This is a genomic window from Dolichospermum circinale AWQC131C, assembly GCF_000426905.1.
Taxonomy (GTDB): Bacteria; Cyanobacteriota; Cyanobacteriia; order Cyanobacteriales; family Nostocaceae; genus Dolichospermum; species Dolichospermum circinale.
The window spans coordinates 60,422-79,687 of record NZ_KE384600.1 but is presented as its reverse complement, the minus strand read 5'-3'; the positions used below and the strand labels follow the sequence as shown (position 1 = coordinate 79,687).

At 36.6% G+C, this 19,266-nt stretch carries 18 protein-coding genes and 1 pseudogene; 3 read left to right on the top strand and 16 right to left on the bottom strand.

The annotated features are described in order from the left end of the window. Window positions 1-188 precede the first annotated feature (188 nt). Complete coding sequence (locus tag ACIR131C_RS0106800) at window positions 189-611, top strand: cobalamin biosynthesis protein (protein WP_231395409.1); 423 nt, start codon at window positions 189-191, stop codon at window positions 609-611. 97 nt (window positions 612-708) lie between these two features. On the opposite strand, the gene ACIR131C_RS0106795 is transcribed toward ACIR131C_RS0106800, so the two are convergent. From ACIR131C_RS0106795 to ACIR131C_RS0106780, 4 genes are all read right to left on the bottom strand, one after another. Continuing rightward, complete coding sequence (locus tag ACIR131C_RS0106795) at window positions 709-1,062, bottom strand: phage holin family protein (protein ID WP_028089590.1); 354 nt, start codon at window positions 1,060-1,062, stop codon at window positions 709-711. 10 nt (window positions 1,063-1,072) lie between these two features. Further along, on the bottom strand, window positions 1,073-1,831 hold the full coding sequence (locus ACIR131C_RS0106790) for a peptidoglycan-binding domain-containing protein (protein ID WP_028089589.1): 759 nt from the start codon (window positions 1,829-1,831) through the stop codon (window positions 1,073-1,075). Window positions 1,832-1,960: 129 nt separating this feature from the next. Then, the gene (locus ACIR131C_RS0106785) at window positions 1,961-3,232 is read right to left on the bottom strand and encodes a M16 family metallopeptidase (RefSeq protein WP_028089588.1); all 1,272 of its coding nucleotides are present in this window, start codon (window positions 3,230-3,232) and stop codon (window positions 1,961-1,963) included. 22 nt (window positions 3,233-3,254) lie between these two features. Continuing rightward, window positions 3,255-4,493, bottom strand: a complete 1,239-nt coding sequence (locus ACIR131C_RS0106780) for a M16 family metallopeptidase (protein WP_028089587.1) — start codon at window positions 4,491-4,493, stop codon at window positions 3,255-3,257. A 337-nt stretch (window positions 4,494-4,830) separates the two neighbouring features. Here ACIR131C_RS0106780 and ACIR131C_RS0106775 point away from each other — a divergent pair, with 337 nt between their 5' ends. Further along, window positions 4,831-5,124 carry a hypothetical protein gene (locus ACIR131C_RS0106775; protein WP_028089586.1) on the top strand — a complete coding sequence of 98 codons (294 nt, stop codon included), beginning with the start codon at window positions 4,831-4,833 and terminating at the stop codon, window positions 5,122-5,124. A gap of 94 nt (window positions 5,125-5,218) precedes the next feature. Here ACIR131C_RS0106775 and trmFO read toward each other — a convergent pair whose 3' ends face one another. From trmFO to ACIR131C_RS0106735, 10 genes and pseudogenes are all read right to left on the bottom strand, one after another. Continuing rightward, on the bottom strand, window positions 5,219-6,565 hold the full coding sequence (trmFO, locus tag ACIR131C_RS0106770) for an FADH(2)-oxidizing methylenetetrahydrofolate--tRNA-(uracil(54)-C(5))-methyltransferase TrmFO (protein WP_028089585.1): 1,347 nt from the start codon (window positions 6,563-6,565) through the stop codon (window positions 5,219-5,221). A gap of 34 nt (window positions 6,566-6,599) precedes the next feature. Next, a complete protein-coding gene (locus ACIR131C_RS24365; protein ID WP_269208802.1) occupies window positions 6,600-6,758 on the bottom strand; it encodes a type II toxin-antitoxin system HicA family toxin in 159 nt (52 codons plus the stop codon). Between the two features lie 132 nt (window positions 6,759-6,890). After that, window positions 6,891-7,226: a XisI protein gene (locus tag ACIR131C_RS0106765; protein ID WP_028089584.1), complete on the bottom strand. Its 336-nt coding sequence runs from the start codon at window positions 7,224-7,226 to the stop codon at window positions 6,891-6,893. Continuing rightward, window positions 7,214-7,630 (bottom strand): element excision factor XisH family protein, encoded by a 417-nt coding sequence (locus tag ACIR131C_RS0106760; protein WP_028089583.1) that lies wholly within the window; start codon window positions 7,628-7,630, stop codon window positions 7,214-7,216. The genes ACIR131C_RS0106765 and ACIR131C_RS0106760 overlap by 13 nt, the downstream gene beginning before the upstream one ends. A gap of 188 nt (window positions 7,631-7,818) precedes the next feature. Continuing rightward, a pseudogene (locus ACIR131C_RS26670) lies at window positions 7,819-7,914 on the bottom strand (Uma2 family endonuclease); the annotation flags it as partial. Window positions 7,915-8,144: 230 nt separating this feature from the next. Further along, window positions 8,145-9,299, bottom strand: a complete 1,155-nt coding sequence (locus tag ACIR131C_RS0106755) for an iron-containing alcohol dehydrogenase (RefSeq protein WP_028089582.1) — start codon at window positions 9,297-9,299, stop codon at window positions 8,145-8,147. A 188-nt stretch (window positions 9,300-9,487) separates the two neighbouring features. Continuing rightward, window positions 9,488-10,567: an AI-2E family transporter gene (locus tag ACIR131C_RS0106750; RefSeq protein ID WP_035371602.1), complete on the bottom strand. Its 1,080-nt coding sequence runs from the start codon at window positions 10,565-10,567 to the stop codon at window positions 9,488-9,490. Window positions 10,568-10,663: 96 nt separating this feature from the next. Beyond that, the gene (locus tag ACIR131C_RS0106745) at window positions 10,664-11,092 is read right to left on the bottom strand and encodes an NUDIX hydrolase (protein WP_028089580.1); all 429 of its coding nucleotides are present in this window, start codon (window positions 11,090-11,092) and stop codon (window positions 10,664-10,666) included. 3 nt (window positions 11,093-11,095) lie between these two features. Beyond that, on the bottom strand, window positions 11,096-11,485 hold the full coding sequence (locus ACIR131C_RS0106740) for a hypothetical protein (protein WP_028089579.1): 390 nt from the start codon (window positions 11,483-11,485) through the stop codon (window positions 11,096-11,098). A gap of 576 nt (window positions 11,486-12,061) precedes the next feature. Continuing rightward, window positions 12,062-12,553: a DUF2141 domain-containing protein gene (locus ACIR131C_RS0106735; protein ID WP_028089578.1), complete on the bottom strand. Its 492-nt coding sequence runs from the start codon at window positions 12,551-12,553 to the stop codon at window positions 12,062-12,064. 580 nt (window positions 12,554-13,133) lie between these two features. Between ACIR131C_RS0106735 and ACIR131C_RS0106730 the strand changes: the two genes are divergently transcribed. Then, complete coding sequence (locus ACIR131C_RS0106730; protein ID WP_051347507.1) at window positions 13,134-14,003, top strand: DUF928 domain-containing protein; 870 nt, start codon at window positions 13,134-13,136, stop codon at window positions 14,001-14,003. Window positions 14,004-14,188: 185 nt separating this feature from the next. Here ACIR131C_RS0106730 and ACIR131C_RS0106725 read toward each other — a convergent pair whose 3' ends face one another. Together ACIR131C_RS0106725 and ACIR131C_RS22110 are read right to left on the bottom strand one after the other, a co-directional pair. Beyond that, window positions 14,189-17,125 carry a CHAT domain-containing protein gene (locus tag ACIR131C_RS0106725; protein WP_196811736.1) on the bottom strand — a complete coding sequence of 979 codons (2,937 nt, stop codon included), beginning with the start codon at window positions 17,123-17,125 and terminating at the stop codon, window positions 14,189-14,191. Window positions 17,126-17,138: 13 nt separating this feature from the next. Beyond that, window positions 17,139-19,266 (bottom strand): beta strand repeat-containing protein (locus tag ACIR131C_RS22110; RefSeq protein WP_035371601.1); only part of this gene is annotated, 2,128 nt, incomplete at its 5' end.

The window sequence follows — 19,266 nt, the reverse complement described above, 5'->3', positions numbered from 1 at the left end:
TCGATGCCAGGTTTATTATTTACAACTACATCACCCCCTCTATTTATTTAGTGGGGGTTTTGTGTTTAAAGATTTACCTATCCCCTTTTATCTTCTTCCAATGAACCACGAAGAAAGCAAAGAACAGGAAGGAAAGGAGGTTTGAGAGATATTTTACGTAAGTCCTATTACAAAATGAAGTGCATAATGTGGCATATAAAAAAAGTTTATGGGTGGGAATTGGTTGTCAAAAAGGAATTTCCCAGGAGTTAATTAAAGCTACTATTGAAAAGGTTTTCCAAGAGTACCAACTTGTGTATAATGAAATAGCTGGAATTGCAACTATTGATAAAAAATCTTCAGAAATTGGTTTGGTAGAATTTTGTGATTTAGAAAATTTACCTTTAAAAACTTTTAGTTCTGAATTTTTAAATAATGTATTTGTTCCTAATCCTAATAATGCTATTACTAAGTTAGTGGGAACATCTAGTGTAGCCGAGGCATCAGCAATTCTTGCAGCTTCAGAAATCACATCTGGGGAAATAACTTTATTAGTTCCTAAACAGATTTTTCGATTCCAAGACAATGGAGGAGCGCTAACTCTAGCCGTTGCTCAACTGTACTGCATTTAATTTGTACTTAATTTGTATAATTATAGCGGACAGGACTTGTACTGAGCTTGTCGAAGTATGCCCGCACCACAATTTAAAAGTGATTAAAAATTGATATTTAATCAATTGCATTAACAACTTGGTTAATAATACCAGAAACAATTGATAGGACTATTGAACCGAAAAAAGCGGGAATAAAACCCCGAATTTCAAACCCAGAACCGGGAGTTATGGAACTCGCAAACCATAGAGTTAAGGCATTAATTACAAATGTAAATAAGCCTAAAGTGATGAAGGTGATAGGAAATGCTAAAATCTGCAAAATAGGGCGAATAATGGCATTGACTAAACCAATGACAATAGCGGCCATTAAAGCAGCAGTAAAGCCACTGAGAATGATACCAGGGACAATTTTAGCTGTAATTAACAATGCTACCGCAGTACCAACCCAAGTCAAGAGGAAGTGTTTCATATTTTTATCGTTATTGGGAAGTGCGTTTTACAAAAACTTTCCATGTACCACCACCAACTACACCGTCAGGTTCTAGTCCGTAACGGAGTTGAGCAGATTTGACTGCTGTTACCGTGGATAATCCGAAATACCCATCTATTTTACCAGTTAAAAACCCCAGATTTTGTAGTTGTTTTTGCAACTTAATTACTTCTGGACCACTCATGCCTAAACGCAAAATTGGCCATCCCTCGGTTGTATATTGGATACCAGGTATTTGCTGATTAATAGGAGTTGGTTGAATTTTATTTGCGGGGTTTGTGGGTTTGATAGTTGGGTTATTAATTTTGGGTTTATTATTTATTTGACTGGGAATACTAGTAATACTATTGATAGTATTAGGTGATGAAGAGATATTTGCAGGACTAGGAAATAGTCTTTGCCAAGTAATATTATCTACATTACCATTCGGATTTAACCCAGCAGCTTGCTGAAAGCGATAAACGGCCATAGCTGTACCTTGCTGATACGTACCATTTACATCTCCCGTATAAAAGCCTAAAATTTTCAAAGCCGCTTGAAGTTCGGTAACGCGCTCCCCTTGACTACCCAGTTTTAGGAGAGGACGGTTAATTTTCGTTTCTAGGTTTGATTGAGCGGTTTTAAATGGCAGTGCTATTGATACTAATGCAGATGAACTAATTAATAGTGGTGTTGTTATTAACAATAATAAACAATAACAACAATTGGCGCTGAATTTGGGGATACTTGTTATGTGACTAACTTTCATAGAACTTTTATAACTTTTATATAAGTTTCCTATGCTCATATTATATTACACTGAGGGCGAGCAGATTTTGTTGGGTTTCCTTGGGTCAACCCAACCTCCGCAATTTCAAGTTGTTTTGAGATTAAGATGTTAAAAAATGACAGTCCCAATAGCTTCTTCTTGTCCAACTATAGACAAGTATGGTGCTTGTAAATATTTACGAGCAGATGTAATTGCCTCCGTTGCTGTGACATTATTAATTAGTTCGGGAAATTGTTGATCAAATTCAATTCCTAAACCTAAAATTTCATACCAACCATATATCTGAGCAATATGTCCATTAGTTTGTTTACCTAAAGCATATTGACCGATAATTTTGTTTTTAGCGGTTTGTAATGCTGCTGCTGATAGTTCGGTGTTACATAATAATTCTACTTCATGGCGGAGTCCTTGAAAAGCAATTTTGGTATTTTCTGGTGCAGTACCAATATAAACTATAAAGGCAGCGGGAAATAGTCGGGTAGAATAAATAGCAGATACATCATAAGCTAAACCCTGCTTTTCTCGCAATTCTACAAATAAACGACTAGAAAGACCATTACCTAAATAACTAGAAAGTAATTTAAGAGCGGCATATTCTGGGTTATTTACTGATGGTCCTAAATAACCTAACATAATAATAGATTGTTGGGTATTTAGGGGTTTAATACATGGTTTTGGTGAGATAATAATTGATGGTAAATTAAGAGGTTGTTTGATAGAAGTGGGTATTTTCCAATCACCAAAAATCTTTGTAATTAGCTTTTCTGCTTGTTCTGCTTTAATGCGTCCGGCAATGCTAATAACAATATTATCAGGACGGAAATGAGTTTGATGATATTCAACTAAGTCAGCACGGGTAATACTGCTCATGGTTGTTTCATCACCTAAAACTGACATAGAATAGGGATGATTTGCGTACATTACCTGACGCAATTGTTCAAAAGCTAGGTGAAAAGGTTGCTCTTTTTGGGAACGAATATCTTGAATTGCTAATCGTTTTTCTAATTCTATTTGATTTTCGGGAAAAGTAGGCGATCGCAATAATTGTCCGGCTAATGTTAAAATGTCAACAAAATCGGCAGTTACTGTTTTTAAAGATAGCAAAAAATAATCTGTCGCTGCATCTGTACCTAAACTAGCTCCCACAGATTCAATTTTTTCAGCAATTTCTAAGCTTGATAAACCATCACAACCCTTTGTCATTACTGCTGATAACAAATGAGCTAAACCAGCTTTTTCCCGTGGCTCATAACAACTACCAGCACGAATAAAAATCCGTCCTGCAATAATATCAGCAGCTTGATTTTCTGATACTAATAAAACAATGCCATTACTTAATACAGTACGATGAATGAGCGGGGAACTATTAATACTTTGCATTCTTAATTTCACGGGTTAATAATTAACAAGGTTGGAGAATTGTCACAGCATAATTAGCTGGAGAAAGATACTGTTGAGCTATTTTTTGCAATTCCTGAGCATTGAAAGACCGGATTTCTTGGGGATAGGTAACAGCCAATTCAGCTTGGGCTATAGTATGATAAAAACCATAAAAACTACTTAGTTGATTTGGTGTTTCTGTAGAAAAAGCATAATCATTACATAAAATCCTCTGAATGCGATTTAATTCTTGCTGACTAATTTCTTGATTTTGCAATGCTTGTAAATGGGAACAAATCAAATCTTCCACTCGTTCCAAATATTCTGATTCTAACCAAGCTGTAATTGTAAATAAACTTGATTCTTGTTGTAGAGAAAAATCACAGGAAATTTCTTGAACAAGTTGTTTATCTTCCCGCAAATCAGATACTAAGCGAGAAATTCTGCCTGCCCCTAATAGCACTGATAATAATTCTAAACCATGAACAGCCCGAAATTCTTCTACTCCCGGTACTTTCCAAGCCATCATCAACCTTGCTTGTTCTAATCTCGGTAATATTAACTCATGACGACGAATGCCTTTAATTATCGGCGCTGGAACTTTGGCTTGGGGACAACTATACCGTTCGGGAAAATCCGCAAATACATGGCTTACCAATTCCCTAGCAGCTTTTTCACCAATTCCCCCCACAATTACCACAGTCATATTTTCTGGTTGGTAATAACTGCGATAAAAGCAACGCATAGCCTCCGGCGAATGCTGCATCAATTCTTTCTCAGTACCCAAGACAGAACGTCCGTAAGGGTGGTTTTGGTAAACATTTTTAACTAAAGATTGAAAACCCAACCAATCTGGATCATCATTATAACTACGAATTTCTTCTAACACCACATCCCGTTCCCTGATAAATTCATCGTCAGGAATGGCTGCATTGAGGAGTAATTCCCCTAAATGGGGTAGAGTATGTTCTAGATGATTAGCAGCGGTTGTGATGCAATAATGGACATAATCGTGGCTTGTTGCCGCATTACTGACACCGCCAATTTTTTCGATGTGATCATCAAATTCCCCAGGAAGCAGGTTGGGAGTGCCTTTAAAAATCATGTGTTCTAGGAAATGTGCCATTCCAAACCAAGATTCTGGTTCTAGGTTAGCACCCGCACGCACCCAAACGTCAGCTACTACCACTGGTGTAGTGGATATCTCTTGGTGAATTAATGTTAAGCCATGATCTAATTTGATAATTGAACCAGGAAACACTTTGTTGGTGAGTTGTTTTGACAATTTTTTCTAACTGCATAAAATTTAATTTCGTTATTTTAACCTTGTTTTTTACGACTTATAGCAATTTTATCTGAGATTGCACAGAATCATCATTATCTATCTGTATTTATCCGCGTTTATCTGCGTTTATCTGCGTTTAATTATTTTTAATACCGTCCTTCTATACAACTTGATCTTAATGTCTTCATAATAACGAACCACGCCAGAACACAGAGGACACGGAGAAATGAGAGTTTGAGAGGTTTTTGCGTCATTTGTAAATTTTACGAAAATAAAGTTACATAATATAAATTCAGTAAATCACTAAGTTTTTATGAAAATACGTCCGGTAATTTTACTATTCACTTTAGTTGTTCCTGGGTTTCTGGTAGTGTTGGTTTCTCTTTATTTTTTTGCTGTGGATTATGAAGCGTTGATTAAAGCTGAAACTTATGTAGAAAAAATTGCCAATGATAAAAGGCCTAATGAAGGAAATTTACAATTTGCATATCATCGAGCTTTGGCTCATCGAATTAATGTTTTTGCAGATGCTACTTGGGGATTATTAGGAGGTGTAATTACAGCAGTAGGTATTCATGGTTTAGTAATGTTAAAACAGCAGGATTAATGTTTAAATTTTATTATTGTGGCGGGCTAGAAGCCCAGCCCACAATAGAAGTAAGTCTACCCCACAAGAGTTGGAAAAATTTTAGCTATGCAAATTATCTATATTTTTCCTCTTCAGTTAAAATAGGTAAATTTTCCCTTTTCCAAGTTGCTAAATCCGCTAAGGATCTATCCCGGTAACGTCCATATTTTTCTGGTTTACTCTTGATTTTTACACCCAAATCTGGGACAATTCCAAAGTTAGGAGCCATGGGTTGAAAATGTTTTGGTGCGGCGGATCTGATAAACTCAAATAATGCCCCCATCATGGTTGTCACTGGTAAAATTAACGGTTCTTTTCCTAAAGCTAATCTCGCAGCATTTGTTCCCGCTAACCAACCTCCCGCAGATGCAGCAGTATAACCTTCTGTTCCTATTAATTGTCCCGCAGCCAATAACGTTGGACGTTCTTTAAATTGCAAAGTTGCTAACATTAACTGGGGTGCATTTAAAAAAGTATTCCGGTGCATTACTCCTAATCTGACAAATTCGGCTGTTTCTAACCCAGGTATCATTTGAAATACTCGTTTTTGTTCACCCCAACGCAAATTAGTTTGAAATCCTACCATATTCCAAAGTTGACCAGCTTTATCTTCTTGTCGTAATTGAATTACCGCATAATTACGTTCTCCGGTACGAGGATCGGATAAACCCACTGGTTTGAGAGGTCCATAACGCATGGTATCTTCCCCTCTTTTTGCCATTTCTTCAATTGGTAAACAAGCTTCAAAAAATTTCGCTGTTTCTCTTTCAAAGTCTTTTAATTCTGTTTGTTCGGCTTGACAAAGTGCTTCTCTAAATTGTAAATACTGCTCTTTATTCATGGGACAATTTAGATAAGCTGCTTCACCTTTGTCATAGCGAGAAGCCATAAATACAATATCTTTATTGATAGAATCTCCCGCAATAATGGGACTTGCTGCATCAAAAAAGTTGAGGTATTCCAGCCCCGTAAACCGTTGTAAATCTGCGGCTAAATCGGGACTGGTTAAAGGTCCTGAAGCTAAAACGACAATACCTTCGGGAATGGCTGTAACTTCCCCCCGTCGAAAATCAATTAAAGGGTGATTGGCTAGGGTTTTGGTCAAATCTTCCCCAAATTGTCCTCTGTCCACTGCCAAAGCCCCTCCAGCGGGGACTGCGTGTTCATCTGCTTTAGAGATGACAATAGAACCAAGTTGCCGTAATTCTGCGTGTAATAGACCAGCAGCGCGATCGCTGGCCATAGCCCCAAAGGAGTTACTACAGACCAATTCGGCTAAATTTTCGGTATGATGGGCAGGGCTGAAGCGTTTAGGGCGCATCTCATGGAGAATTACAGGCACGCCCGCTTGGGCTATTTGCCATGCTGCTTCTGTTCCTGCAAGTCCGCCGCCAATTACTTGTATCGGTTGTTGTGTCATAGTGATTTGAGATTTGAGATTGGAGATAAAATTATTATTCAAATAGAGAACGAGGTAGTTGAGATTGTCGAATAATTGACATTAATGTACCCAGTTTAACAAAAGTAGAGTCTTCTATTGCTTTTTGCATGACAATATGACTTCCTTTTTGTCTAACTTCTGTAAAGCCATTGTCTTGTAAAATTTTGCAGATTTCTTTACCTGATAGTCAGCGTAATTTACCCAACAGAAACCTCCAAATTAGTAATAAAAATTTCGCTTTTGAGACGATTTTTTATTTCTGAAGGTGAAGCAAAATATTATTATATTGCTTATTGTCATCAAATTAAGAAACAGCATATTCTGAATGTTGTCGCAGTGCGGGATAATGAAAACCTATGACAATTTCTTGCTTTGAAATTCCCATTGCTTCTAGTTCTTCACCAACATCAATATCTGTATTATTTTCCTGAAGCCAAATTTTTCCATCTTTGATATCAAAATGAAATATACAGGAATGAATTCGGCGTTTTTTATCCCAACCGGTTCGCAATAAAAGGTAATGGTCATTTTCTGTATCAAAGATCAATTGGGTTTCCATATTTCGATCTTTTGATCCATAATTGGCATATTGGGTAAGAAATTCTCGCAAACATTGGCGATAGTAATTTAGTTTATCCATAATTTTATTACTTCCGTTACTTCATCATAAACAACTAGTTTAACAGGATAGTTTTGTAGGACTTTTTGGATGAGAACTTCTCCAAATAATGATTGATATGTTGAATCGGGAACTGCTAGATATAATATGCGATTTGGTTCGTTTTCCTCTAGAGCAATTTTGTAGGATAGATATTGTCCCAAAGCACCATAGAAATCTGTAATTTTTGAAGCTCTGAGGAAGCTTTTTACTTCAACGGCGATTTTTTGATGATCTTTCTCTGCACCAATCAGACATTCAGCCCCTAAGTCAATCTGAATATTCAAATTGCCGATACTTAAGTATAGAGGATCGTGAGAGATAGTCCAACCGTCTTGAGTGAGGGCATCTTTGACTAAATCATGGAAGATGTCTTTTCTGGACATTTATCATAGGTCTATTTTTACACTAATGCTGGTATGATAAGCAAATCTATTCACTAGCTTAACATAGGTGGAGCGATCGCTATTATCTTGTAATTCGATGCAGACTAAATTTCTAGTTTTTTCAGTTCATGATGTTTATTTTTGTTCTCAATATGGGAAATATACAGCACTTCCCAATGTTATGAGGTACAAGATTTTTGATGTTGCCAATGTGGCGCTCTTGTTACAAATAATTCTCCATTAATTATCTCATAACGGTTGCCATTATCTGGCAAGAGTTCAATGTCTGAGCTTGTCCAGTGTACTCCTTCATACCTGTAGTGATGATAATTATATCATAGAGTTTGTAGCAATTTTATTGTTGTCCTAACTTAAAAAAGTTGTAAATTTTAAAAATTGCTTTGTTATGTAAAGGGTTAAAGGGTAAAGAGTAAATATTTTTTTATGCTTATTTTCCTCTTTCCCTTTCACCCTAAATCAAGCAATATTTATCGTTACCCTACCACTTTAATTTCTAAGCACAAAGAGCTAAAATTTGCTCAACAACTTCCAAGTTAACATCTTTATTTTCTCCCAAAGCTGTCATCCCATGTTTTTCTAAATTCTCAATAACTGCGGGAATAGTTGCTAACCCTACACCATAATCAGATAGGTGAGTACGCACCCCAACTGATTCAAAGAAATCACGAGTTTTACTAATTGCTGTATTCACCCGTTCCTCTTCTGAACCACCGACAATACCCCAGACTCTATCTGCATATTGTAGAAGTTTTTGCCATTTGCGATCGCGTCTAATTGTTAAAGTGCTAGGTAACACAACCGCTAAAGTTTGAGCATGATCTAAGCCATGTAAAGCTGTCAATTCATGACCTATCATATGAGTAGTCCAATCTTGGGGAACACCAGCCGCAATTAACCCATTTAAGGCCATTGTTGCTGACCAAACTAAATTTGCTCTAGTATCATAGTCTGTAGGGTTTGCTAAGGTTTTTGGTCCTTCTGAAATCAAAGTTTTCAAAATTGATTCAGCCATGCGGTCTTGTAATGGTGCATTAACCGGATAGGTTAAATATTGTTCCATGACATGAGTAAAAGCATCAACAATACCATTACCAATTTGTCTAGGAGGGAGAGAAAAAGTCGTTTCTGGGTCAAGAACTGAAAATTTAGGAAATACCAAAGGACTGGCGAAATATAACTTTTCTTGAGTTTCCCACTTGGTAACAACCGCGTTTGTATTCATTTCCGAACCGGTCGCGGGTAAGGTCAACACTACCCCCATTGGTAAAGCCGCGGTTACCGGCGCACCCTTTGCTAAAATATCCCAAGGGTCGCCTATAAAGGGAACAGCAGCAGCGATAAATTTAGTTCCGTCTGCGACAGAACCACCACCCACCGCTAGGAGAAAATCAATACCTTCTTTGCGTATTAATTCAACGGCTTGCATTAAAGTTTCAAAGTGGGGGTTAGGTTCAATACCGCCAAACTCAAATACATTCCGTCCCGCTAATGCTGATTTTACCTGATCATAAACGCCATTGGCTTTAATACTACCCCCACCGTAGGTAATCAGGATTTTAGCCTCTGGGGGAATTTCTGTACCAATGTTAGCAATTTGACCTTTACCAAACAGGATTTTAACAGGATTATAAAAAACAAAGTTTTCCATGATAGTTAGACAAAGGAATGAGATTTGATCTTGAGTATTGTAATCAGTTTCTTGTTTTTTTGCATCTTCAACTACATCCCATTTATGAAAAATAAGGTAGGAAAAATAAGATATGCAGTTAATATGGCAGAATTTTTTATAAATATCCACCAAACCAATAAATCAGATTTTCCATAATTTATGATTCTTTATTCAATATCAACATTAACAGAGGTTTTCTTAAATTCACCATTGCGCCAATTATCAGCAATATCTTTAATAAAACTAGCTAGAGGAATAGCAACTAATAAACCGACCACACCTCCTAATTTTGCTCCTATTAATAAAGAAATTACCACCCATACAGGATTTAAACCAGTTAAATTTCCTAAAATGCGTGGAGCCACAATATTAGAATTAATTTGGTCAATAGCTACACCTATGGCTGCAACTTCTAAACCTAAACCAAAGTCTTTTAAGGACACTAATAAACTAACAATACCAATACCAATACCTGTTCCAAAAGGAAATAGGGAAAATAAACCAATTCCTAAGCCAAAAAGTAATGATAAAGGCACACGCAACAATACAAATGCGAGTGTTATAGTCATAGCTAAAATAGCACCTAATGTAGCTTGACCTATGAAATAATTATTAAAATCTTCCCGCAGTAATTCCCTAACTTTCCTAGTAATATGTGCAGGAAACCAGAGATAAATTCCATCCCATAAACTTTCACCATTCAAAACTAGATAAATCGTCAGAACTATGGTGATAATTAAATTAAATAAATTTCCAATAGTGTCCAAAGCAAAACCTAAAATTTTTCCAGTAAAAGACTGAAGTTGAGCAGATATTTTACCTAAAAATTCAGCAGCTAAACCACTTAAATTTACTGGTAATTTTTGTCTAGATGCCCAATTTTGTAAGTCTTCTATTTGTTGAGTTCCAGATTGAATCCAATAGGGAAGAAGATTAGCTAATTCATTTAATTGCTCCAGAATAAGTGGTAATAAAATGACCCCAATTGCACCTAAAATTATAATAGATAATAGCAATACTACTACAACAGCTAAAATACGAGGTACTCCACGTTTTTGGAGAAGTTTAATCGGATAATCTAAAACAAAAGCTAGGAGAATAGCGATAGAAATAATACTAACTAAAGGTTGAAAATAGTTAATAAATTGAATTAATAACCATCCATTAAGAATAATTATAGGAAATGCTAATCCTATATTTAGCCATTTCGGTAAATTTGCTAGTTTTTTCTCTGGTTGTGATTCCATGGAATTTATTAATAATCTAAGTTATTGGAAAAGCAATTAAAAATTTTCATTTTCAAAGCTTTTGATTACCTAACTGATACAGCCCACACTATCATTTTATAGCGTTTTAATAAAATCTAACATGATTTTCTGAGGTAAAGTTGCTAAAGGTCTGACTTCTCCTGCTTTTTGAGAAAAATATTCCCCTTGCTGGATATCTTCTGCTGTTAACAAATCTAAATCCCAACCTTCAGAAAGTACAAGTTGATCTAATGGTACTAACAATGGTGCTTGAAAGACATAACGAACTGCTTTTTGATCGCTATAAATTCCAAATTGAGAAAAAGCGGTTAATTTATAACCAATTTCTTCCAATACTTCTCGTTGAACTGCTATTTCTGGAGTTTCTCCAGGTTCAATATGTCCACCAAATAAAGCCCAACATCCAGGAGCTATAATATTAGGAATATTATCCCGTAATTGCATTAAAAACTTATTCTCTCGATAGAGAATAGCAACGGCTACATTAACTAATTGACCGTTCATAAATTACTTTACCTCTAAATAAATTTCTCCGTATTCTTGATCGGCTAAAGGAATACTTTTGTACCGAATATCACCTTTTAATATTACCTGTTCTCCAATTACTAGGTTTCTCTGATTAGTAATTACCCAGATTTTACCAGTTGAATCATTAATTTGATATGCTTTCTTTTTGATTAAAGGAGCGGTTTTTTCTACTGTACCTTGAATATAAATTGTAGTATCCTGATTTTTTTTGCTGATTTTCTGAATTGGTGTCACATTAGCACCAATCTTAAACTTTTCCAGATTTATACCAGAATTTACTTGATTATTGCAAGCATAAAGTCCTGTTATCAAAGAACAACATAGTCCCAGGTAAAATAATCGCCAAGTAAAAATTTTTCGTTGTTGCATAAGAGGTTACACAAGTTAGTTTCTACCTATAGCGTTTCCCAGTCTGATGAAGTACACACCAATTTATTCCCTATTCAGAGTTCCCTGTTCAGAGTTCTCTAAAACTAAAAACTTTGTACTTCACAAACATGGGAACTGCTATATCATCATAGTATTTTGTTCAAAAAATACAAAATTATGCCCAAATAATCAAGAGATGAATTAATTATAAATTATCATCCTATTTATGGTATTTATTGTTTTATATACAAGTGATCATGGAATATTATACAGATAAAATCAGGATTTTTATCTACGTATTTTCTGGCGATTGGGGTAGGATTGCTATGTAATCTTGATATTATTAAAGTAATAACTTAATTTTTGACAAAATTAATGCTGCATGACTTTCCCCTGCTTAAATAGTTTTGATTTCTGGACTGACTAAAAGAGATAATTTGTATTGGTGGAGAACCTGTACTTTTTATTGTACAAGTATAGCGGGTTTGGGCTTGTACAATCTCCAGAATGGCCAATGAAATCAATCCTCCATAAATCTCAACTATTATGCAACGCCAATATTTAGATCAACATAAATCAACGACCTAAAAGATATTGCAATTTGATCTCAATATCAGTATTTGAACCTGCTACAAAAACAGCCGCTTGATTAAATTTGGGCGGACCTGTCAGAATTAGTGGATTGTTAGAAAAACCAAAACCTTCTACGGGAATACCAAAAGAATTAGTATTCATCATACCATCTTCATTAGCATCATGAATTAAAGCAATGGCATAATTCCCTGGTTTTAAGTTCTTAAAAGTCAGTTTTTGAGGATTTTCTGTGATCTTGATACATTCGGATTTTACAGCTTTTTCACTATCACTAGGAAATCCTTGACTTCCAGAAAAAAGACTAGCACAAATTTTTCCAGATTGGTTTTTTACTCCTGCCACGTTAATTGTCAAATTACCATTAAAATCTGCTCTTGCACTAGTTAAAAATAGGCAACTTCCCAAAATTGGAAGTAATACTATTAGACCCTGACTTGATGCTTTCCGTAAGGCGATTTTTAACTGTTCTTTCATTAACTAATTTACCCTCTATTAAATAGAACTAATATTTTATCTTTATCCAGCAATCTTGTAAATGTAGATTTTACGATTGTGTAATAGCTACAAGAACATCACTTTTACAAGTATAGCAGAAAGTAAGAAGATATTAAAAATTCTGGTGATTAAAGTTTGATGTGGTGATAGAAAACTTAATTGATAGGTAGGTCAACAGTAAAAAACGACGTAAGTAACGGAAGGTAAAGTTGCCCAAAACCTCTTCTGTGTTACCTGATTCTTCCTCCTCTCTTGTCATCAGGACAATTTTTAAGGCCAACTTACTTAATGAAAATAATTAATTAAAATCCGCATTCATGTAAATTATGGAGTATAATATATATTGTATTTTAGTTTAAACCAACTGCAAAAATCTAGATTTTATCTGGTTGCAGAAAAATCACCCTATAGATGGCAACTTAACGGTTACATATCTGGGTGATCCCAGAAATTAAGCCTTGATTAACAAAGGACTTTTCAACCAATCATTATCTGTTTTATGCGAAACTCCATTCTGACAGGACTACTTCTAGCGGGGTTTCTGTCCCTACCTTCAGGGATGACCAGTCAAACCCCTGGTTCATCTATCGCTCTAGCTGCGGCCAATAATCAGAACCGTGATTACAATCAGTATATGCGGGAAGGATACAAAAAAACCGCAGTTAGAGAATTTAGAACTGCTTTATCTTTATTCAAACAGGCTGAACAATTACGTCCAGGCGATCGCTATGCTCAAAATGCTATCAGCAATGTACGGGCATACATTGATCGGGGTAAGCATAAGCAACTTGTCTTTGTCTCCACCAGACCTATGAGAGTGAGACTAGGAGCAACCAGAGGCTGTTTAAATCCTGCTACTAGTCTAGATGGGAAAAATCATCAATCAGAATTGACAGCCTTAACGGCCATGTCTGATACTGACAACTCACAACTGACAACATCAGATCATCCGACATTCTTTTTCTACATTCCTAAAACTGCTGAACCAATTCAATCTCTGGAATTTGTCCTCAAGGATGAGGCTGATAAACCCTTGTACACCAAGAACTTCAAAACACCTCCCCAAGGAGGCATTTTGAGCATTAAAGTACCTGATCATCGCCCATTAAAGCTGGATCAAAAATACACTTGGATGTTATCAGCAAATTGCTCTAATTCTGGCAACAAATCAGACCTATCCTTAACCGGTGCAATTCAGGTTGTTAAAGATGATAACCTCTCAGCCGCCATCCAACAAACCAGTGATCCTATAGAGCAAGTAATGCTTTATGCTGCATCTGGAATTTGGGAAAATGCCATTACGACCTTGGCTGATTTACGTCGTCAAAAACCCAATGATCTCACAGTTCAGAATTATTGGGAGCAATTATTAACATCAGTTAAACACTTGGAAGAAGCAAACATTGCCCAAGAACCACCTCTGAATTGAGGATAATTGAACAGTTTTTTGGAAATATTTAACCCAGATCCCTGAATTATTTAATAATTCGGGGATCTTGTGATTTAAGAGGATTGAATCTTTTGTACATTTAGTTTGTATAACTATAGCGGGCAAGATGCCCGCACCACAAGGTTTAAGTAAATTGTGGTTGTCAAATTTAGCTGTGTAACAGCTTACAACCAATTACCTAAAAGAACGTAACCTGCCCAAAAATTAGGATCTTTGTAGTCCTGACTTTGCAGTAATGCTAGTTGGGCTTGACGTAAAGCATCAGCTTTGCTAATCTTCTCATCCTTAAAAGCCTCATAAAACTTAGCCATGAGCATGGAGGTTGACTGATCATCAACTAGCCACAGAGTTCCCAATGTACTCCGTGTACCTCCCCTGATGGCAACACCAGCTAATCCCAAAGATGCTCTCTTGTCCCCCGTTAAAGTCTCACAGGCACTTAATACTAGTAATTCCACCGGATCTCTCGAACGCAATAAATTATCTAACTCATTGACTCTTAGCTTCTTATCGGAGGTAACAATAAAAGTCTGATCAGGTTGGGAACTAAACGCACCATGGGTGGCCAGATGAATAATTGAAAAAGAGGAGGAATTAAGCCTATTAGTCAAGGCGTTGCTGGTAAACTCTTGATCAAGTAACTTAGTTGAATTAGGCAGTAGGGATTTAATGTTGTTAATTTCATCCTTCACAGACCTTAACTCACCAAACGATCTACCTTCAATAGTTCGTGGTTCACTCAACCCAGCGATTAAGGCCGGGACATTTTTCTTTTGGAAACGCTGAACATCTACCAGTTGCAAACTAGGAGCTAAAGCAATATTATACTGTTCAATCAAATATTTTTGCTGACCGTTTTCCTGACCCTTGCTTAACACCGACATGGGAAAATTTTGCAAAGAACTATCCAGGACAAAAACTAAAGTTTTCACCCCAATCTCCTGTAAGTCTTTTTCTTCAGGACGAATAATCAAATCATATAGTTTTTCAGCAATACGAGGTAATTTTTTCCCACTAGTTCCATCACTTTTAGCGGTAATAATAGGTATTGCCTCTGCAATGTCACGCTCAAAATCTTTTTTATTTTTCTCAATCTTGGAAGTATAACGAGTTAAAGGCCTTTGGGGTAATTTGACCATCACTTCAAAACGGTCTTCTAACAGCAGAGGATAAATCAGCGCGGTCGTAGGATCTTGTTTATCAATCACCTCATCAATACTCACTGACTTGCTAGAATTATCATCACAGGCTGATCGCAAAAAGTTTTCTAACTCTGCTAATTTTAATGAATCAATGGTTTCACGAGCCAATTTCAGGTCTTCTGGTGGTACTTCTTGCGGTTGCAAAAGTAAACTTACATATTCTAGATAAACAGGTTCAGTATTCTCCCGGAAATTAAATTGACTGTCTCGGTTAACAGCAACAAGATCACGGCGGAGAGATTTCAGTGTGGCTAATGATGTTTGATAAGAGTTAAGAGCCTCTTTATTTTTACCTTGAGCCTTAAATATCCTTCCCTCTTGCCATTGCCATTGATAGGTTAGTTCTGGCGCTTGAGCTTGGCGAGAATAATCTAATGCTTTTTGGGTGTAATTATTAGCACCATTCCAGTCTTGACGACTTTCGGCTAATTGACCCAATAATCCCATAATAGAAGATTGTGTCCCCTTGTCTTCCAATTGACTGGCAACTTCATCAGTTTGATTTAACATCTTCACGGACTCTTGGAAAGATTCTGCTGTCACAGATGATAAATTTAGGGTGGTTGGTTTTAGACAATTCGGCTGTTGTTGCTCTAAACACAGAGAATTTTTCACGTATTTAATTTGAGCATAAATACTTTCTCGACTAGGGGATAAATAGGTTAATGGAACTTTGATTTTATTTTTTAAATCAGTGGCTTCTTTCCATTTTTTCTGTCCCATTTCCTTGTTTTTCTGCCCCTCATCATTTCCTTGTTCTAGCTCATTTTCTCCCTGTTTTGTGAATAATTCTCCCTGTTCCATTAAGATTTCTAATTGACTCAGTTGAGATTGCAGTTCTATAATCTGTAAAGAAGGCAAAGGAGACTTTGGTTTTCCAGTTAGTGAAGGAGACTGAGACTGAGGTTTTCCAGTTAGTGAACGAGACTGAGGTTTTCCAGTTGGTGAAGAAGAAATAGAAGCCGCTTCTTTATATTGAGCTAAGGCTTGTTCTTGGTATTTAGGTCCTTGATCATTATTTAGTTCTATATTTCTATTAGCTAAGTCCCGTTGAGTGTTACCTAAATTCAGTAAAACCCTACTCTGATCTTCTCTAGAACCACTTTCTCTGGCAATATCTAAACTAGCCTGGAGAATTTTTTCAGATTCTACTAAATTACCTGTCAAACGCATGACATTACCAAGACTTCTGAAAGCCTTAGCTTGATAGGTTTTCTCAAAACTACCTGATATTTTATCCTTAATTGTATTAATTTCCACATCAGAAATCATACATTTTTTCTCAGTATAACCAAGAACAGCAAATAAAGTTTGACAAGCTCGCGGATACAGTCCCAAGTCTTGCATAGCTTGAGCTTGGTTAATCTGATTTATCAACCCCATTTGATTATTTACAGAGTTGGGATATAGTTTCGCTGCTTGCTGCCATGTATTTAAAGCTGCTTGAGAATCTCCGGTTTTTTGCTGAAGTTGTCCTTGAATATCAAGAGCTTGAGCTAAAATCCTCTGTTGTTCTGTAGTAATTTTAGCAGACTCTAATGTCTTCAGACTTTGGTTAATTTCGCTTTTAGCTAATTCCCATTTTCCCTGTTGCTGATAAGTCAAAGCAAGATTACTTCGTACTAAGGCTTGATTAAGAGAATCCTGGGGTAAGGACTGGATAGCTTGTTCCCAAATTGGGATAGCTTCGCTAAATTTCCCAGCTTTATACAATTGGCTTGCTTGTTCAATTAATTGGTCATTATTCGGTTTATTTGTCTGATTTTGGGCAATTACGGGAGTAATAGTCAGAGAAAAACAAAAAAGTAAAATCAGTGGCAAAAAACGATAGAATCTTTTTTGCAGAGAAAATTTGTTTTTCTGGGTTGTTTTCCGGGTTTTTTTCTGATTTATTCTCATTTTCAACTCTACCTTAATTTGATGCACAAGTAATAGCAGTATTGACTCTCTCAGCGGGGTTTCCTGTGGAATGAGCGACCAAAACCACATCTCCCTGACTATTGATTTCCCAACCCTGGGCTGGAATAATGGTTTTAAATGCTGTTTTCTCCATATTTGTAGATGTAGGGTTAATAGCAGATGATGATTTTACAGATGTGGGTGCAATTAAATCTACTTCTACCTCACTACTACTAGAAAGTTGATCTGAAGTCAAGGCTAAACCCCCCCTACCTTTAACTATTAATGAATTTTGTGAATTTTGTCCTTGACGGCAAGAATTGGTGACAATAGCAGCAGTAAGTAAATTTTCGGGTAAATCAATTAATCCTTGACTAGGATCTACTTCTGGAGTATTCGTTTCTACAACTCCATCAACACCTGTTTCCGAACTAGCGTCAATTTGCTTACCTTTATACCCGAATATTCCCTGGGTGGTAATCTTGATATTTCCACCTGCACCTTGCGTTGCATTGGCACTAATGTTACCACCATTACCAATAATAAAATTAGTTTTAATTGTCACGTTACCACCATTACCATTTTCCCCCGCACTAGCTTCAATTTTGCTATTATTTTGACGGATAGTATCGGGAATATTCAGGGTGATATTACCGCCCTGACCACTTTTGGTACTAGCTGAGATGGTAGAATTATTCAGATTTAGGTTATCTCCTGTTAGGGTAATATTACCACCGTCTCCTGATCCTTGACTCTTCACAGTGATTTCAGAACTATCCAATTCTATCAGTGTGGAGACATTATATTCTGAGATGAATATTGCTGTAATACATCCCCACACGATGCAAGAATTATAATAATAAAATTTGGGGTCAATGTTAATGCTTCCTGCTTTTCCCGTAGAGTCTGTCCCGGAGGAGATGGTACTATTGGTTAATTTGAGGTTGTCTGTGATTCCAAGTTGAATATTCCCAGCATCACCTTTACTAGTAGTTTCAGTACTAATATAACCATTTTTTAATGTTAAATTAGAGGTATTAATGTTGATATTACCACCTTTTCCTTCACCATCTCCAAGCGCGGAACTATAAACCACACCTTGATCAATGGTAATGTTACTTGCTGATATATTAATATCACCAGCATTACCTTTACCAGAAGTAGTAGTATTAATTTGAGAAGTAATATTATTGTCACCAACGCCCTTGATGTTTATATCACCAGCTTTGATAGTGATACCCCCACTATCTCCCACTCCTGTATCGAATACCCCACTAGATAGATATCCCCCAATAGTTACCCCTTGGTAAGCGCTAATTACGATATTCCCAGCATTACCTTTACCACTGGTACTGGCATTAATAATACCATCATTTTCCAGGGTTAAATTGGCAGTATCAATAGTAATATCCCCGCTATCTCCCACTCCTGTATCGTCTACCCCACTAGTTAGAAATCCCCCGACAGTAACCCCTTGAGTAGCCTGAATTGCAACATTTCCAGCATTACCTTTACCACTGGTACTGGCATTAATAAAACCACCATTTTCCAGGGTTAAAGTTGAAGTATCAATAGTAATACCCCCGCTATCTCCCTCTCCTGTATTGAATACCCCACTAGATAGATATCCCCCAATAGTTACCCCTTGGTAAGCGCTAATTACGATATTCCCAGCATTACCTTTACCATAGGTAGTGGTACTAATAAAACCACCATTTTCCAGAGTTAAAGTTGCAGTATCAATAGTAATACCCCCGCTATCTCCCTCTCCTGTACCGAATACCCCACTAGTTAGGAGTCCCCTGACAGTCACCCTTTCAGTAGCCTGAATTGCGATATTCCCAGCATTACCTTTGCCACTGGTAATGGCAGTTATTCTACCACCATTTTCCAGAGTTAAAGTTGAAGTATCAATAGTAATACCTCCACTATTCCCCTGTGCTGTATTTTTTACGTCACTAGATAGCCCCCCTCGGACATTTACTCCTTGGTTAGCCTTAATTGCGATATTCCCAGCATTACCTTTACCATAGGTATCGGCACTAATAATACCATCATTTTCCAGGGTTAAAGTTGAAGTATCAATAGTAATACCTCCACTATTCCCCTGTGCTGTACCTTGTACGTCACTAGATAGCCAC